At 39.7% G+C, this 17,574-nt stretch carries 16 protein-coding genes; all 16 read right to left on the bottom strand.

What is annotated here, in order from left to right; translation table 11 throughout:
• Positions 1-4 precede the first annotated feature (4 nt).
• Positions 5-667 carry a P-loop NTPase family protein gene (locus tag DFQ03_RS03560; RefSeq protein WP_133671639.1) on the bottom strand — a complete coding sequence of 221 codons (663 nt, stop codon included), beginning with the start codon at positions 665-667 and terminating at the stop codon, positions 5-7.
• Positions 651-1,403, bottom strand: a complete 753-nt coding sequence (locus tag DFQ03_RS03565) for a hypothetical protein (protein ID WP_026754846.1) — start codon at positions 1,401-1,403, stop codon at positions 651-653. Before DFQ03_RS03565 ends, DFQ03_RS03560 begins: the two co-directional genes overlap by 17 nt.
• A gap of 3 nt (positions 1,404-1,406) precedes the next feature.
• Positions 1,407-1,691, bottom strand: a complete 285-nt coding sequence (locus DFQ03_RS03570) for a helix-turn-helix domain-containing protein (RefSeq protein WP_047550478.1) — start codon at positions 1,689-1,691, stop codon at positions 1,407-1,409.
• Between the two features lie 299 nt (positions 1,692-1,990).
• The gene (locus DFQ03_RS03575; RefSeq protein WP_133671640.1) at positions 1,991-2,827 is read right to left on the bottom strand and encodes an RteC domain-containing protein; all 837 of its coding nucleotides are present in this window, start codon (positions 2,825-2,827) and stop codon (positions 1,991-1,993) included.
• 275 nt (positions 2,828-3,102) lie between these two features.
• Positions 3,103-4,017, bottom strand: a complete 915-nt coding sequence (locus tag DFQ03_RS03580) for a helix-turn-helix domain-containing protein (protein WP_133671641.1) — start codon at positions 4,015-4,017, stop codon at positions 3,103-3,105.
• A gap of 5 nt (positions 4,018-4,022) precedes the next feature.
• The gene (locus DFQ03_RS03585; RefSeq protein ID WP_133671642.1) at positions 4,023-4,511 is read right to left on the bottom strand and encodes an asparaginase domain-containing protein; all 489 of its coding nucleotides are present in this window, start codon (positions 4,509-4,511) and stop codon (positions 4,023-4,025) included.
• A gap of 81 nt (positions 4,512-4,592) precedes the next feature.
• Complete coding sequence (locus DFQ03_RS03590) at positions 4,593-6,563, bottom strand: heavy metal translocating P-type ATPase (protein WP_133671643.1); 1,971 nt, start codon at positions 6,561-6,563, stop codon at positions 4,593-4,595.
• A gap of 33 nt (positions 6,564-6,596) precedes the next feature.
• Positions 6,597-7,388, bottom strand: a complete 792-nt coding sequence (locus tag DFQ03_RS03595; RefSeq protein ID WP_181898143.1) for a cation transporter — start codon at positions 7,386-7,388, stop codon at positions 6,597-6,599.
• 27 nt (positions 7,389-7,415) lie between these two features.
• Positions 7,416-7,838, bottom strand: a complete 423-nt coding sequence (locus DFQ03_RS03600) for a Fur family transcriptional regulator (protein ID WP_133671644.1) — start codon at positions 7,836-7,838, stop codon at positions 7,416-7,418.
• Positions 7,831-8,472 (bottom strand): cation diffusion facilitator family transporter, encoded by a 642-nt coding sequence (locus DFQ03_RS03605; protein ID WP_116216549.1) that lies wholly within the window; start codon positions 8,470-8,472, stop codon positions 7,831-7,833. The genes DFQ03_RS03600 and DFQ03_RS03605 overlap by 8 nt, the downstream gene beginning before the upstream one ends.
• Positions 8,473-8,478: 6 nt before the next feature.
• Positions 8,479-9,708, bottom strand: a complete 1,230-nt coding sequence (locus DFQ03_RS03610) for an efflux RND transporter periplasmic adaptor subunit (protein WP_133671645.1) — start codon at positions 9,706-9,708, stop codon at positions 8,479-8,481.
• A gap of 6 nt (positions 9,709-9,714) precedes the next feature.
• On the bottom strand, positions 9,715-14,136 hold the full coding sequence (locus tag DFQ03_RS03615) for a CusA/CzcA family heavy metal efflux RND transporter (protein WP_133671646.1): 4,422 nt from the start codon (positions 14,134-14,136) through the stop codon (positions 9,715-9,717).
• 119 nt (positions 14,137-14,255) lie between these two features.
• Positions 14,256-14,567, bottom strand: coding sequence for a DUF6660 family protein (locus DFQ03_RS19180; RefSeq protein ID WP_317128157.1), 312 nt, complete (start codon positions 14,565-14,567; stop codon positions 14,256-14,258).
• A gap of 44 nt (positions 14,568-14,611) precedes the next feature.
• Positions 14,612-16,345 carry an efflux RND transporter periplasmic adaptor subunit gene (locus tag DFQ03_RS03625; RefSeq protein WP_133671647.1) on the bottom strand — a complete coding sequence of 578 codons (1,734 nt, stop codon included), beginning with the start codon at positions 16,343-16,345 and terminating at the stop codon, positions 14,612-14,614.
• Between the two features lie 4 nt (positions 16,346-16,349).
• Positions 16,350-16,841, bottom strand: coding sequence for a DUF305 domain-containing protein (locus tag DFQ03_RS03630; protein WP_208295883.1), 492 nt, complete (start codon positions 16,839-16,841; stop codon positions 16,350-16,352).
• A 25-nt stretch (positions 16,842-16,866) separates the two neighbouring features.
• The gene (locus tag DFQ03_RS03635; RefSeq protein ID WP_133671648.1) at positions 16,867-17,574 is read right to left on the bottom strand and encodes a PepSY domain-containing protein; all 708 of its coding nucleotides are present in this window, start codon (positions 17,572-17,574) and stop codon (positions 16,867-16,869) included.

Below are 17,574 nucleotides of genomic sequence, written 5' to 3' on the forward strand. Positions count from 1 at the left end.
AAATTCACTTCCGTTTATCCCCAGCTTTAGTATCAAAAGCAATCAAATTAAAAAGTTCTCGCATTCGGCTACGCACACGATTACCATAGCGTTCTTCCAGTTCTTCAGCATTGAGATTGGTGGTGGCGTGGGTCTTGATTTTGTGTTTGGTTTGTAAGTACAGCTCGTATCGAGATAAAAGCACTTCGCCCATCACATTAAGATCCTTTCCGTAGAATCTGCCAGACGGTTCCACGCCTAAATCATCAAAACAGTAAAATTTGGTGTTACCATATTCTTCAACGGTTTTAAAGCCTAAATGATTAAAACTGAAGGTTACGTTTCGGCAGGGAATCATTTCGTAAGGGCGTTGCAACGGAACCAAATGGCGCAACAATTTCATCAAACTGGTTTTGCCGCAGCCAACGGGTCCGGAAAGTAAAATGCCTTTGTCAATGTCAATACCATAAGTCTCACAGTTGTCTTTATCCTTGATGAAGTAGGAACAGAGCTTCAGCCAAATATCCTTGTCTTCATCATATATCCTAAACTTTTCGCCAAACAAAAGTTTGCCTTTGGCATTTAGGTAAATCAAGATTTTTGGAAAATCATAGATCACACTTTTACCATCAAATTTTCCGAGCGAATATTCCACGCCACCTTCGGTTATTTTAGAGGGGTTGTCCATAATCTTTGTTTTTAGTGGTTCGCAAGTTGTCCTTGATTTGGGACGCTTGTTTTTTGTTTGGTTTGTTTTCCTCGTCGAATATTTCGGTTCTGTCCATCCAGTTGATGGCTACGGCTCGCCAATCTCTGATTTCCTTGCCATCGCCAGTTTGCCAATTTCTGGTCTGGTAATGCTCATAGAATTTTTTAGCTTCATCAGCATCAAAACCTTTTTCTTCAAAAAAAATAAAAACGGCCTGCCAGCCCTTTGGTTGTTTTATATAGTTTTCTTGTTTGATATTGTTTGTATTAGATACCAATGCTTGTCCATCTATGGGACGGTGTTGGTTCACAACCTGTCCATTTTTGGGATGGTGGTGTCCCTCAAGCGGTACACCTCTGGGATGGTACTGTTCCGCAAGTTGTTCTAATATGGGATTGTACTGTCCCACAACCGGTTCATCACTTGTCCCAATAATGGCCATCTTTATTTTGCTGCCTTTGTAGGGATTGTTGGAAGGGAAATAGGTTAAGTATTGCCAAGAATCTAACTCGACGATGCATCTGTGATATGTAGACTTAGAACCTATTTTAGCACATCGCATCAAATCGCGACGGTTTACATAAAATTCATCCATAAAGCGGCAACTGTTCCATTCTTGGAATAGCGCCATATACAAACTGATATGGGATGGGTTAAGGCGGTCATCAAAATAGAACTTTTCAAAAGCCGCATTAAGTAGCTTTATATAGTTCATCGCTTAAGAATTTAGACCGTGGTGCACACGGTTGGCATCCATAACTTTTTGAATTTCCTCGGTATCGTAATAGATAATGCCACCCACCTTGGTGTATGGTAATGTGCCATTGATACGAAGATTTTGTAAAGTGCCTGGACTTACTTGTAGCAAGTCCATAACCTCAGAAGATTTGAGGTATTTTTTGAGTTTCCCGCTGGCTTGTCTGGTAAGTAATTGTTTAATGTCATCGAGCAATTCCATTTTGAATTCCCGAAGGTCGTCTGTGGTAATAATACTTGTTGGCATAATAGAACGGTTTTAAAAGAAAGGGACTATCTGGGTTTATGATTTTAAATGATAGTCCCTGACCTGATTTGACTTTCGTTCTACAAATTTGAATAGGTTTATTGGATTTTATTCCCCAGTACGACCGTACTACGGTCAAAATTTAACATTTTGAAATTTGATGGGTTTTGTAGTATTATGGTGCTTCTAAAGTGGAAACGGTGTGCTAAATCATATCAAATTATATGAAGACGCCTTCCAAAATAAAAAGACCGTAGGTCAACCGTAGTACGGTCTTTTGTTAACAGTAAAATAGCTTGTTATTCTTCGCTTTTGTCCATTTCTATCAGTAACGAGGTGGAAAGCTCATCGAGAAATAGTGTCCTACTGTTCTTGCGGTTTTTGATGTCCTGATAGGTTTTGTAGATGTCCTTTGGCTCAATATCGAAAAGCTGTTGCATTTTTTTGGAAACCTGCATTATGGCTTGATTATCCTGTTTGCCCAATCCCTTTGAGCAGAGTGCATAAACGAGTTCAACATAATCTGTATTTGAAAATGGCCAATGTATCTTTTCAATTGGTTTAGCACCATTTAATTTGCCGTTCAATCCTTTCCGAATTCGATGCTTTTTTTCATCCAAATATATCACTAACAAATCATACGCCTTGTATTTGCCAAGTAGCATATCCCTTGGTGTGCAAAACTCTGGGTCTTGAAAGTAAAATTTGGAAGTTGTTATATGGAATGTTTCGAGATAATCTCTGGTGTAGTATTCCTTGTCAAAATGGGTAGCACCGGAATTTACATAACGTCCAAAATCGATATTGTACAGGAAAAAGCGATTTACTTTGCTGATTTTCTTTTTAATCGATTTTAGTTGGGCATCCTTATCGCCCTTTGGAAGTTGAATCTCAAAGGAATGTATTTCTGAAAAGTAGATGAGCCTTATAAGAGGAACCTGCTTTACCTTTTTAAAGAAATTTATTTCATCTTGTATCGTCTGAAATTTAGTGTCAATGATTTCCTTTTTGTAAGAACTCAATAGTTTGCGACAGGCTTTGATGGAAAGATATGCCTGTTCTAAAATATTTCCATTCTGAATTTTAAACTCATCCAGATCCTTTAATAATTTTTTTGATTGTAATTGCGAATTCATAAGCAGGAACTTTAACGTTGTAAACCATAGAAATGGGATTTAGTTGATACGATTTATTGGTGGTTGTCATAGTCCTACAAAATGATGTAAATGAAAGTCACGGAACATAAAATTTGTGGCTCATTGTTGTATTTTAGGGAACTATGTGTAAAGTAGCTTTACTTTGTAATTGTACAAGGAAAACGTGCCGTATATAATTACGGAATAGTCCGTATTTTTCTACGGATTATTTGTTAGGTACTGCAAATAGTGGTTTTTATATAAACTCAATTTACTTACTTTTTCTTCCGAAATCGCTTCAAAAATTCACGCCTATTCTTTACGCCCGTTTTTTTGAAGATATTTGATGCGTGTTTTGATACGGTACTTTCTGCAATGAATAAATCTTTGGCGATGTTTCTGTAGCTTAAATTACTTAAAATTGACAAAGCCACTTCGATTTCTCTACGGGTCAAATCTTCATAGATGATTTTGCGCTCGACCGATTCGTCACGTTGTTTTTTCTTCAACGCAAAGACCTCATACATTCGGTTATTGTTTTCTATGAAGTACAAATACCTATCTGCTTCAATTGCTGTTATGGCAAAGAAAGCCAAGTTCATTACGGTAAATGTTATCCATTGATAATCGCCGATGACTGTGCAAATAGGCAACAGGGCAATACTTGCTACACTTACCATTGAGAGTTTGTTTCGTCTTACTATGAAAGGATTTGGATTGCTGGGATTCGATATACGACGATAGAAAATAAACAGAAAAACAAAAGCGACAGCAGATATAGGAATGGTAAATAGAAAGCGTGCAGAATTAAGTGAATCTGTCAGAAAATAAGGGATAAGAAACAGTACTACAAAACTCACGCTTGCGAGTATAGCAAGGTTTCTTATGGATGAATTGAATTTCAAAACTACAATATCGTATTCTTTATAGAGATAGTAAACAATATAAACGCACAATGCAATGGCGACACCATACGTGATAATATACTGTAAAATAAATGGACCAGGAAAGTCGTCAATTGGCAAAAAACCACCAGTAGCATTATAAGCAACAAACAGGATTCCGAGGTAGAGAAAACGCCTTAGACTACTTCGCGTTTTCTTTCTGGAAAAGTAGAGTGTAAGCAATACTATGAACGTATCTATTAATAGATAGAAAAAAGTTGTCCAATGTATCGATGTGCCAAACATTTACGCTACTTCTCATTGCGCTCAAATTTGTTGGTTTCTAAATTCTTGGAAACATTGTCCCAATTAAAAATTTGTCCGTTCATAGCAATATAAACATCCGGTTTTAGAAGCTGTAATGAGCTAATTGCATACCCCAAATTAAAGGGTGCATCTGTATCTGCAGATGAACCCAAAATGAAAGACCCAACTAAAACGATTGTTTTGTTCAAATTGAGTTTTCCTATATATTTTGCGGTATCCTCCATCGTGAAAGTACCGTGGGTAATCAGTATCTTAGTCGCATTAGTTTCCTTTATCTTGCGCACCAACAGCTTTCTGTCATCATCTGTTACGGCACGACTGTCTTTTTTAAAAACATTTTCTATGGTGTATTCAAAATCGATATTGGCTTTATTCAAAAAATCTTCAATCCCTACGTTGGATGAAGTAATACCAACATCATCTGTATAGTCCAGTCCCTCGATTGTGCCGCCTGTTGTGAAAATATGAATCATTGATTAAGACCTATTCTGACTTATAAAGATAGCTTTAATTTATTTGAAACTACTTTTATTTGCTCGGCCGTAATAAGCGTTCTAAGAATCCTGCCACTTCATTTTCTGCAATCTAACGGCATTGAGAATAGCAAGCAAAGCAACACCTACATCAGCAAATACGGCTTCCCACATCGTGGCTAATCCACCTGCACCAAGAATTAGTACAATGACCTTAACCCCAAAGGCAAGCCCAATATTTTGCCATACGATACTTCGAGTTGAACGGCCAATTTTAATCGCTCTTGCAATCTTACTTGGCTGGTCGGTCTGTATGATAACATCGGCTGTTTCAATGGCGACATCACTTCCTAAACCACCCATCGCAATACCTACGCCACTTGCTGCCAAAACGGGTGCATCGTTAATACCATCGCCAATAAATGCTACTTTGGTTTCGGGTTGCTTTTTGAGCTCTTCAACCTCATTGAGTTTATCTTCGGGCAACAGTCCGCCTTTTGCCCAATCGATGTTTAACTCTTTTGCAACCTGTTGTGTAATTGAGTCTTTGTCGCCTGATAGCATTATGATTTTTGAAATCCCTGCATCTCTAATTTGTTTAATGGCTTGGTGCGCATCATCCTTCAATTCATCCGCAATAGTTACATAACCTGCAAATGTTCCATCTATGGACACCATAACGATGGATTCTACAATCCCATCTGTTTCCGAAGGGACTTCTATGCTGTTTGAGGTCATCAAGGCTTTGTTACCTACCAAAACGGCTTTTCCGTTGACTGTTCCCTTTAATCCCTTTCCTGCAACTTCCGAAACATTGGTCGCTTCATAATCTGAACCGTCTGCTTTATATTCGAGAATCGCCTTGGCGATAGGATGGGTGGATTGTTCTTCCATCGCCAACAGGTATTTCATAAACTCAGCTTCCTCAAATGTGATGGAATTGATTTCCTTGATTTTAAAAACCCCTTTGGTAACGGTTCCTGTTTTGTCCATTACAACCGTGTTCACTTGGGTCATTGCATCGAGAAAGGATGCACCTTTAAAAAGAATACCGTTGCGGGATGCCGCACCCAATCCGCCGAAATAGCCGAGAGGAATAGAAATGACTAAAGCACAAGGACAGGATATTACAAGAAATATCAACGCTCGGTACAACCAATCCCTAAACACATAATCATCTACAAAAAAGTAAGGTAAAAACGTAAGTCCGATGGCAAGGAATACAACGATAGGTGTATAAATCCGAGCAAATTTTCTGATGAACAATTCGGTCTTTGATTTTCTGGCGGTTGCATTCTGTACCATATCCAGAATTCGTGCAATGGAACTATCTTTAAATTCCTTAGTAGTCTCGATTTCGATTACGCCATCAAGGTTGATACTTCCGGCAAAAACGGTATCGCCTTTAGCAATAGTATCAGGTTTGCTTTCGCCTGTCAAGGCAGCAGTATTAAAAGAACCCTTTTCAGAAAGCAGAATACCATCAAGCGGAACTTTTTCGCCTACACGTACCTGTATCTTTTCGCCAATTTCAACAGTCTCGGGATTTACTGAAACAAAGTCGCCATCACGATAAACCAAAGCTTCATTGGGTCTTACATCGAGTAAGGCTTTTATATTTCCTTTCGCACGGTTAACGGCCGCATTTTGGAAGAGTTCGCCCACAGCATAAAACAGCATTACGGCAACACCTTCGGGATATTCGCCAATGGCAAATGCACCTAAAGTGGCTATGGACATTAAGAAGAATTCCGTAAAAAAATCACCATTTTTAATACTTTTCCAGCCTTCTCTTATCACCGGAAAACCTACAGGGATATAGGCTACCGTGTACCATACTACGCGAATCCATCCTTTGAAGAAAGGAAACGCATCAAAGTAATCAATAGCGATTCCGGCTATCAACATCACAAAGCTGAAAATAGCCGGTAGATAGGTTCTAAAATTTGAAATTTCTTCAGGGCTGCTATGGTTATGGCCATCGTCGTGACTGTGCTCGCCTTGTTGTTTTTTTGGTTCTAAGTCACGTAAGTTTATTTTTTTCTTTTTCATATGTTCTAATCAAGTTTGATATCATTTTAAAAACTACTTCGATAATTTCAATATTCTCAATGCACCGCGCATTACAAAAGTGAAAACGATGCCGCCAATCACTAAATCGGGCCATTTACTATTCAGAAAATAAACCAGCACCCCAGCTACTATAACACCACCATTAACAATAATATCATTGGATGTAAAAATGGCACTTGCCTGCATATGAGCCTCTTGACTCTTTGCCTTGTTGATGAGCCAGAGCGATATCAAATTACCTGCCAATGCGAAAATTGAAACGATAATCATCCATTGAAACAAGGGTGTTTCGGTATTGCTAAAAAACCTTCTCAAGACCTCTGCAAACCCAAGTGTTGCCAATGCCATCTGAAAGTATCCGCTGTATTTCGCAACCTTCTTTTTTCTTGAAATGGCACCGCCTACCGCAAATAGGCTTAATGCATATACGATGGAATCTGCCAGCATATCTAATGAGTCTGCCACAAGACCCATCGAAGAAGAAATCCAACCGGTGGTCATTTCGATAACGAAAAAGCCAAAGTTGATGCCCAAGACCCACCATAGGATTCTTTTTTGTTTGGATTGGTCTTCCATTACGGGTGGTTCGGCTTCTGTGGTTCCTTCTAAGGAATCCCCAAGTTTTAAGCTGGCTATAGACGTTTTTATCGCCTTGACGTCGTCCACGTGATATACTTCCAATTTTCTGTTTGGAATATCAAAATCCAAGTGTTTTACTTGAGCATAAGACTCTAACTTCATCCGAATCATCTGCTCTTCTGAAGGGCAGTCCATTTTAGTTATTATAAAAGTGCTTTTTTTCAAAATCAATCTAATTTGTTCGTTTGTTTATTAAAGTAAATTACTGCTGCATTTTTCGCATATTCCCGTAACCACGAGATTAACATCCTCTGCCAAATATCCATCTGGCAAGTTGATATGCGGGATTTTTTGTTCCGTTAAACAAACTGTTTCGTCACAGTTAGTGCAATGAAAATGTAAATGCAAATCCTGTTCTATTTTACAATTACAGCCTTCTTCACAAAGTGCGTATTTAGAGATTCCAGTTCCGTCATCTATGTGATGCACCACGTTTTTTTCTTCAAACGTTTTTAGGGTTCGGTACAATGTGGTTCTATCCGCTTTTGCGAAAGCATTCTCAATATCAGTCAGGGCGATGGCGGCATCCCTATCGGCCATATACTTATAAATCAAGATGCGCATTGCGGTGGGACGCACGTTATGGTCATTTAATGTTTTTTCAATTTCAGTCATTTTGTGCGGTGTTATAATTGATATTTTTAGCTTTATTGTAGGCTTCATAGCCTTCTTTTGCAGCGTACGGAACGATAAGTAATGCCGCCACAGGATCTGCCCACCACCAGCCTAACCAGTTGACCAATAGCAATCCTATAAGTACGACCACGGTTTGGTATAAGCAAATAAAGGTGTCTTTAGCATCAGCCAGCAAGGCTGGACTGTCTAATTTCTTTCCATACTTTCTTTTGAAATAGATCAGGATAGGATTTACAACCAGGGAAACCAATAATATAATCAGTCCCATCGTGCTCCAGTTTGCGGTTTCTTTATTTATAAGCTTTGTAATGGAATCGTAGGAAATGAAAATACAGATGAGCGTAAAGGAAACTGCAATTACGTTTAACGTGATTTTTTGTCTTCGTTTTACTTTTTCTTCATCGATACCTTTAATCTCGCCGTGTAGTCGCCAGCCTAATGTTCCCGCACTAACCACTTCAATCGTGCTGTCCAATCCCCAACCTATCAGAGCCGAACTATTTGCCGTAAATCCAGCAATAAGCGAGACCGCAACTTCAATAACATCGTAGATGACGTTCCAAATCTGTAAGGTTCTTGCTACTTTTAAGTTTTTCTTTCTTTTTTCTTTCATTCCATTTTAATCATCGTCACCAAGTTCCCCTTTTTTCATCTCTCCCATAAGGTAATAGGCATTATTAAAGGCAAAATGAGTATTTGGGTCTGGGGTTTCAAAAAAACGTATGGCTATCCAGTCACCATCCTTCTCGCCCGTAGTGACTTCTACTGGTATAAAACTCCAAGTGTTGCCTTCCCTTTGCGCTTTAAACACATAATCCCTACCACCTTCTGTAATAATGGCACTTTCTGGTAATGCGGTTTCAGCGGTTTCAGCGTTATCAACTTCAATCCTACCTTTAATGTACATTCCTGGGATAAGACCACCACCTTTGTTCTCAATTTCTGCGTGTACGTGCACCGCTTTGGGATCTTGCTCGAAGGTTTTTCCTACTGAATAAATTTCGGCAACGAGTTCCGTTCCTGGTCTTGATTGAACGCTAAATCGTACTTGTTGACCTTTTTTTACCCTATCAACATCTTTTTCGAAAACCATTAAATCTGCGTGTACGTGGTCTGTATCTACTATTTCCATTAGGTTGGTCTGTGGCTCCACATATTGTCCAGTTTTTATAAAAACTTTTTCTACAACCCCTGCAATGGGACTGCGCAATGCAACACGCTGGTAGATAGTGCCATTGCGCACGCCATTCACATTGATGTTGTACTGTCGCAATTGTGCTTCCAGCCCGTTTACCATTGCGGTAGATGACTGATAGTCTGCCGTTGCCTTTTGGAAATTCATACCAGATGCCACACCAGCTTCATAAAGCCTTTTTTGACGTTCGTATTCTTGTTTTAAAAACCGACTGTTGCTGTGTGCATTTAAGTAATCGCTCTGTATCCGTATGATGCTGGGATGTGAGAGATAGGCAACCGCTTGATTTTTTTTCACTTCATCACCTTCTATTACTTCTATGGATGCCACATTTGCTCCTGTTATGGCGGTAATGGATGCTTCGTTTTGGGGTGGTACTTCCAGCGTGCCATTTGCTTCTACATAACCGCTCATATAACGTTGTGAGAGCGAGTCAATTTCCATCTGTAAGGCTTCAAACTGCTGTGCCGTGAGCATTACTTCCTTAGCTTCGCCTTCCATATTATCTTCTTCATCTTCCCCTTCAGAGTGATTTTCTTCTGTTTCAGAATGGGTGGCTTCATCGTGGCCATCTTCAGTTTTTGACTCGCCACAGCTGAATAATGTCAATGCCATAAGCATTGTGGTAATCGGTATATATTTTAATTTTTTCATCTTTTTTTAGTTTTGGAAATATTGTAGTTTAAACAAGGCTTCTAAATAATTATCGAGTGCGTCCAGTGCATCCATTTCGGTCTGTATGGCATCACGTATAATTTGCGTGAATGCTGCATAATCAAGCGCACCTTCTTTGTAGGCGAGCAATGCGCCTTTGCGCTGGTCTATGGCAAGTGGCAGAGCTTCGGTTTTATAGAAAAACCAAGTATCTCGCCATCGTGTATAATTTTGCTGTGCTTGTGTATATTGGGATTGCAGCTCGCGTTGTTTGAATGCGGCATTGGTTTCTGCAATCTGTGCATCCAGTTTAGCAGCTTTTGCGCGGCTGCGGTCTGGGCCAGAAAACAGCGGTATGGAAATCCCTGCCTGATAGGTGTAGAAACCACTATCGCCATTTACACGTTGCAGGCCACCTTGCAGATTAAACTGGGGCAGTAAGCTTGCCCTTGCTGCATCATAGCTTGCTTGTGCTTCGTCTATACGCTTTCGCGAAAGCGATAACTCGGGATGTTCATCCAATGTATCATCAGTCTCTAACACCGAAATTTCGGTAGCTTCAAATTCATCAGCTACGGTGTACATCGTATCTGGTGTCAACCAAAGATTGAGTTTTTGTAATGCGATTAAATAATCTGTTTCTGCCTGCTGAAACCTGTTGGTTATCTGTAACGCTTGATTGCGCGCAGCAGCATATTCCAGTCTCGAAATGGCTTCGACTTCAAAATTGAGTTCTACAGATTGTGCAAATTGACCATAAATGCTGTCCAGTTCTCGATAAAGAACAAATTTCTTCTTTGCCTGAAAAGCTTCTGACCAGGCTTTTTTGACTTCCAGTTCTATCTGGATTTCAGATAGGTCAAAAGCTGTTTCGGCTAACTGGATGCGTTGTTGTTGCAAGCGTTTTTTGGCACCTATTCCCAATAGATCAATATTTTGTTGACCGATACCTATCAAGGTATAAATGCCCTGACCATCTGCCACTTCTTCGCCACCTGTAAATACTTTAGTATTACCGAAGTCATAGGCATTGCCCGTGAGTGCGCTCTGTCTTTCTATTTCGAGTTGGCTCGTCTTGAGTGCTGGATAATTCTCTTTGGCAATTTCTACAGCCCGAGATAAGGTAATGGGTGTAATGCTATCCTGAACAATGAGGTCTGGCACAGGTGCTTGTGTTTGTTGCGCTTTCGCCAAAGCGGTACCACCTAACATAAAACCAAGTATTAAAATCGTGGTCAATGCTTGCGGATTAAACGAACCAATCTTGTTCTGGTCTTTGCGCTCACGTCGCTTTTCTATAAAGATATAGAGTACAGGAAGTACTATCAACGTGAGTAGGGTGGCCGTAAGCATCCCACCAATAACTACCGTAGCGAGCGGTTGTTGCACCTCTGCACCGGCTGATGTGGAAAATGCCATAGGTAAAAACCCAAAAATATCTGTGGTAGCCGTGAGCATAATGGGGCGAATACGTTCTTTAGTCCCTTGAAATATTCTATCCTTTATGCTTGTAACACCTTCTTTCTTTAAAGAATTAAATCGGTTAATAAGTACCAGCCCGTTAAGAACTGCGACACCAAATAGCACAATAAATCCTACACCTGCCGAAATACTAAATGGCATATCTCGAAGCCATAAAGCAAACACACCACCAATGGCCGCCAAGGGTATCGCGATGTAAATCATTAGCGATTGTGAAAAGGATTTTAAGGCAAAGTATAACAGTACAAATATCAAGAACAGGGCGATGGGCACAACAATTGTTAAACGATCCTTAGCGCTTTGTAGGTTTTCAAACTCTCCACCATAGGTAATATAATATCCTGATGGCAAGTCCAGTTCTTCATCTAACTTTTGTTGTATATCTTTTACAACAGACTCCACATCTCTGCCTCGTGCATTTACACCTACATAGGTTCTTCTATACGTATTGTCACGTGAGATTTGCATAGGTCCAGGGACGTATTCAATTTCGGCTATTTCGATAATGGGTATCTGATTGCCATCCTTAAGATCGATATACATATTGCGTAGGTCATCGATACTTTTTCTATGGCTTTCATCAAATCGTACCACGAGATCAAATCGTTTCTCGCCTTCAAAAATTACTCCTGCGGTTCCGCCAGCGAATGCGGTACTTATGTAATCATTTACTTTTTGAATATCCAGTCCATATTGCGCCATTTTATCACGCTTATATTTTACGGTCATCTGTGGTAATCCTGCAGTTCGTTCTGCACTCACATCACCAGCGCCAGGAACGGTCTGTATAATCGCTGCCATTTCCTGAACCTTTTGTGATAACACATCTAAATCTTCGCCATACAGCTTTACAGCAATATCTTCTCTTACGCCTTCTAACAGCTCGTTAAATCGTAACTCTACTGGTTGGGTAAAAACTAAATTTACACCCACGACTTCATCATCCAGTTTATCTCTTATAGCATCTATCAAACCTTCTTTAGTAGAAGCTGTTGTCCACTCGTCGATATCCTTGTTTAGGATGATGTACATATCTGCAATATCCATAGGCATAGGATCGGTAGGAATATCTGCAACACCTATACGAGCAGTTACCGTCTTGATTTCAGGGAAACTTTCTAATAGGATAGTTTCTATTTTCTTGGAAACTTCAATAGATTCGGATAATGAACTTCCTGGTCTAATGAGCGCTTGCATTGCTAGATCTCCTTCATCAAGCTGGGGCACAAATTCTCCACCCATATTAGAAAAGATAAAACCAGCAATAAGAAGTAATACGGCAGCAGCTGATAAAACAATAAGTTTTAGTTTAAGGGCTCCCTTTAATAATGGCATATATGCACTATGAATAGCACCTATAATTTTATCACTTATTTTTTCGAGCCAGCGCTCAAACCTGCCGAACCAGTTTTTGGTATTTTGTACTGGTTTCATAAAAAGCGCTGCCATCATAGGCACATACGTGAGACACAAGATGATGGCACCTATCATTGCAAACCCAAAGGTGTATGCCATAGGTTTAAACATTTTACCTTCTACACCAGTTAGAAAAAGTATAGGCGTAAAAACGATGAGGATAATTATCTGTCCAAAAAAAGCGGAACCCATCATCGTGCTTCCTGCATCATAAGCCACTTTATCCATCACGCCTTGATTGAATTTTAGCTTGCCAGACCTAATCCGTTTTTGGATCTCATAAACCGTTCCTTCTATAATAATTACCGCACCATCTATGATAATCCCAAAATCAATAGCTCCCAAGCTCATTAAGTTTGCCCATACATTAAATTGCTTCATTAATATAAAGGCAAAAAGCAAGGACAACGGTATGGTCGTGGCCGTTATGATGCCACCTCTTAAACTACCCAACAATAAAACAAGGGCAAATATCACGATTAGGGCGCCTTCCAGTAAATTGGTTTTAACGGTATCGGTCGTTCTGGCAATTAGCTCACTACGATCAATGATAGGGGCGATAGTGAGACCTTCTGGCAGGGATTTTTCAATTTCTGCCATACGATTCTTAACATTTTGAATAACCGCATTAGGGTTTGAACCTTTTAGCATCATTATTATTCCTCCCACGGCTTCCTTACCGTCTTGCGTAAAAGCACCATAACGTACCTGATTCCCAAAATGGACGCGTGTTGCAACATCTCCAATAGTTACGGGAATGTTGCCCTCGTTAATAATCGAAATATCTTTAATGTCTTCCAAAGAGCGAATAAGACCTTCACCTCTTATGAAATTTGACATTTTATTTTTTTCTATGTAAGCACCGCCTGTATTCACATTGTTCCGAGCGAGAGCCTCATACACTTGTGAAATACTAATACCCAAACTATTCAACTTATCTGGGTTGACAGCGACCTCGTACTGTTTAATACTGCCTCCATAAGAGTTGACCTCTACCACGCCTTCCAGTAATGTGAGTTGTCGTTTGATAACCCAATCTTGCACGGTGCGCAGTTCCATAGGCGAATACTTGTTTTCAAAACCCTCCTCTGGCTTTATAGTGTATTCATAGATTTGACCTAAACCAGTAGAGATGGGACCCATAGATGGACTTCCAAATTTTTCAGGGATAGATTCGCCCAGTTCGTTTAGTTTTTCCTGTACCAGCTGTCGAGGAAGATAGGTTCCCATATCGTCTTCAAAAACGATAGTAACTACGGAAAGGCCAAAGCGTGAGATAGATCTTATTTCTGTAACGCCTGGTAAATTACCCATAGATAGTTCTACGGGATAGGTTACGAACTGTTCAATATCTTCCGTTCCCAGATTGGGCGATTGCGTGATGACCTGCACCTGATTATTGGTAATATCTGGGACAGACCCAAGGTTTACTGTTGCCATTGACCAAATGCCAACTCCTATAAGAGTCAACGTGAACAGACCAATGATGAATTTGTTATTGATTGAAAAATCAATGATTCTGTTAATCATAGATTAATGTATTAATTCAGTTAAAAAACGAGTTTGCGTTTTCGCATAGCAAAAACATAGTTGAGCATTCCCATTAGGAAAACTTCAAAAAAGGATATAGTTATCCTATGAAAACTGAATTATGCCCGAGGTGGCTGAAAAAGGGAATGGGGAATATCTTTGCCAAGGTCATCGAAATGGGCAAAGAATTCTTGAGGAATAGCAGGCTGTAGCGGTTGAAATGCAACAAGCCCAAAATTTATCGTGTGAACGTGACAACAATGACATTGACAGAAAGGCGAGCATAACTCACAGTCTTGGTCGTGGTCGCCATCAATATCAATTACTGTAACAACTTGGGTATCATCGGCACTATTTGTCGCATCGCTACAAGGCACTACATTGAGTGCCAAGAAATAAAACGATAAAATGATTGCTACACCTTTCACCATGCAAAGATAAAAATATTTTGGTGCAACTGTGTTGCAAATGATTTTTACAACGAATCAATCACACTTCCGCAAGTCAACATTGCATCGCCATAGTATGGATTTCTTATTTCTTCTTCCATACTTAGCCATACCGCACCTTTATTGTTATTTGCCATAGGGCATTTCTGAATGTAATAATTTGTCGAGTTTTCTATGCTCATTGCAATAGGCACGATATTCTCGTTTAGAATGACGAAGTGAGCGCGCTGGTTTTCCAGATTATCATTGTTTGCAATGGCATCCAGCATCTCAATACTTTTGGTTAAATGTTGTTTTTCCATCGTACCTAAATCATCAGTCGATATTGTTTTTAATTTTTCTGACGTCGTTTTCGCGAAAGCGGAAACCTGACCAGCATCGCTTGCCACAAAGGCATCTTTCATTTTGAGATACGACGGTAATGCTTCACTAAAGTCAGAACTAAACGCATTACTGAAACTCATTTCCATATCACCCATCATAGCCGATTCATCCTGCATCATTTGCTGATTCATCATTGATTTTTTACCCTGTAACTGTGCCGCTGCATCTACTGTAAATGTTCCATTGGTAACAATTTCATCGCCATTATTTAATCCGGCCGATACTTGGTAAGTTTCGCCAGAGCGATTGCCCAAGGTTACTTCGCGCATTTCAAATACAGGCTCGTTAGGATTGGTTTTCACATATACCAATGAGCGCTCGCCCGTCCATAACACAGCACTTGCAGGCACGGTAAGGGTGTTTTCCATAGTTTGTGTTGCGCCTTTGACTTTACCCGTCACAAACATTCCTGGCTTAAACAGGTCATTCTTATTTTGCAGAGTTGCACGTACCGTTATCGTTCGTGTAGCATTATTTAGAATAGGGTCGATGAATGAGATAGTGCCTTCAAATTCCTTATTGGGATAAGCATTGGTCGTGATATTGATTTTTTGCCCAATGTTGAATTGCGCTATTTGATTTTCATAGGCATCAAATTCTGCCCAAACCGAATTGAGGTTGCTCAACTTCACAATAGGCTGTCCTTGATTTAAATAATCGCCTTGTGCTGCCATTACTTCTGAAACCGTTCCGGAAACCGTTGCATAAATCGGGAAGTTCTCGCGCACTGTTCCGCTTTCTTCTATAGCATTGATTTGTGCTTCTGAAAGTTTCCAATTTTTGAGTTTGTTGCGCACGGCTTTGTATAAAGCAGGTTGCGATTCTTTCAACGATGCTGCGGTAATCAATTCCTGTTGTGCCGCTACAAGGTCTGGTGCGTAAATGGTTGCGAGTAGCTGACCACGGTTTACTTGCTGTCCTTCATAGTTAACGTTGAGTTGTTCTATCCTTCCTTTAAAATAGCTGGATTGTACGGTATTGTTTTCTTCGTTTGCAGCTATTTTTCCCGAAAGAGATATCATCCCATCATCATCGCTTGTTTCTGCATTACCCACAATGGTAGTTTGAATATTTGCTAATGCCATAGCATTTTCGGTCATTTTTATCTCGTTTGCTGCGAGACCTTCAGCACCAGCTTCAGCAGGGATTAAGTCCATTCCACATATAGGACAATCGCCAGCTTCTGGTTGCATAATCTGTGGATGCATTGAGCACGTCCACATCTGGTCTGCACTCTCGCCAGAATGGTCGTGGTCGGACATATCGGACATATCCTTATTTGCCATAGTATCACTTGACCCGTTTCCAAAAATGAGCCAGCCTGCGCCCAAACCTATTATTATGGCTATTGCTATATATAAAATGTTCTTATTCATAATCTTATTTTTCGTTTTCTAAACGTTCAATCATTGCTTTCATCTCTGCAATTTCCTTACGTTGTGCCTTAATGATTTCTTCAGCCAATTTTTTTACTTCAGGGTCTTCAATATCTGCTCGTTCACTTGTTAAAATAGCAATGGAATGGTGTGGTATCATTGCTTTCATCCAAAGTACATCGCCCACGGTTGATTTTTGGTCGCGTACCAGTCCTAATGCTCCCAAAAACAATATAACACTACCTGCGAGAATTGCAATATTCTTTTTCTTGTCTTGATACATATTCAACATAAATAACAACATAATAACAGCCATAGTAGCTATTCCTAAACACACCATATAAAATCGTGTAAGACTGAACCACACGTGATCAAACTCGTAGGTATTTAAATACATTGTGATGTACATTGCTATAAATGATGACCCTAGCATAAGGAAGAATTTAGTGTATTGGCTCATTCCTTTGTTCTTGTTTTCGTGTTCGTTTGAATTCATAATTTTTGGTTTTAATTGTTACTAATTATTTGATTTTCGTTTTTAGTTTTCTGATTGATGGGGAACTGATATACCACAAAACGAAACCGCTTAAGATAGTTATCAATCCCAAAAGTGAAAATGCCCTTAACAACAACGTGTTGAAATTATCCCTTCCCTGATAATCCATCGTATGGGTCATCCATAGAAAATCAAACCAGCGCCAGTCTCTGTGTCTCACCGTTTGAAAAGCGCCATTTTCAACCGCCACATAGGCTTTTAAATTTTGTGGTGACTCATACGAGATTTCATAAGCTGGAAGTGGGCGACCTCGATATTCGTGATGTGGCCCAACAGAATCGACTAATTGAATTTTTACTATTTCTAAATCGTTCAACATATACCTATTTGCAACTTGTTGTGCATCTTCTTTAGAAATTCCGTTTTTCATTTGTCCCGTTCTTGCGTTATAAAGCTTTGCATCATTAATCCAATAATAAGGTTCATTTGCTATTTCCAGAAGTTCCAAGGATTGGATAGGTTCATTTGTAGTAAGTTGGGCTGTGCCGAGCAAATTATTAAATGTGGTCTTTAAAGGTGCTTCTTTCTTAAAATGGTCGCCGTGTATCTCGTCAATGTCCGTCCAGCTGAAATACATCCCACTAATCGTCCACATCAGAAACTGAATACCTAAAAAAACACCCAAATAGCGGTGGGATTTTCTAATCCATTTCGCTGTTTTTCTGTTCACCAT

It is taken from the genome of Maribacter caenipelagi, assembly GCF_004364175.1.
Taxonomy (GTDB): Bacteria; Bacteroidota; Bacteroidia; order Flavobacteriales; family Flavobacteriaceae; genus Maribacter; species Maribacter caenipelagi.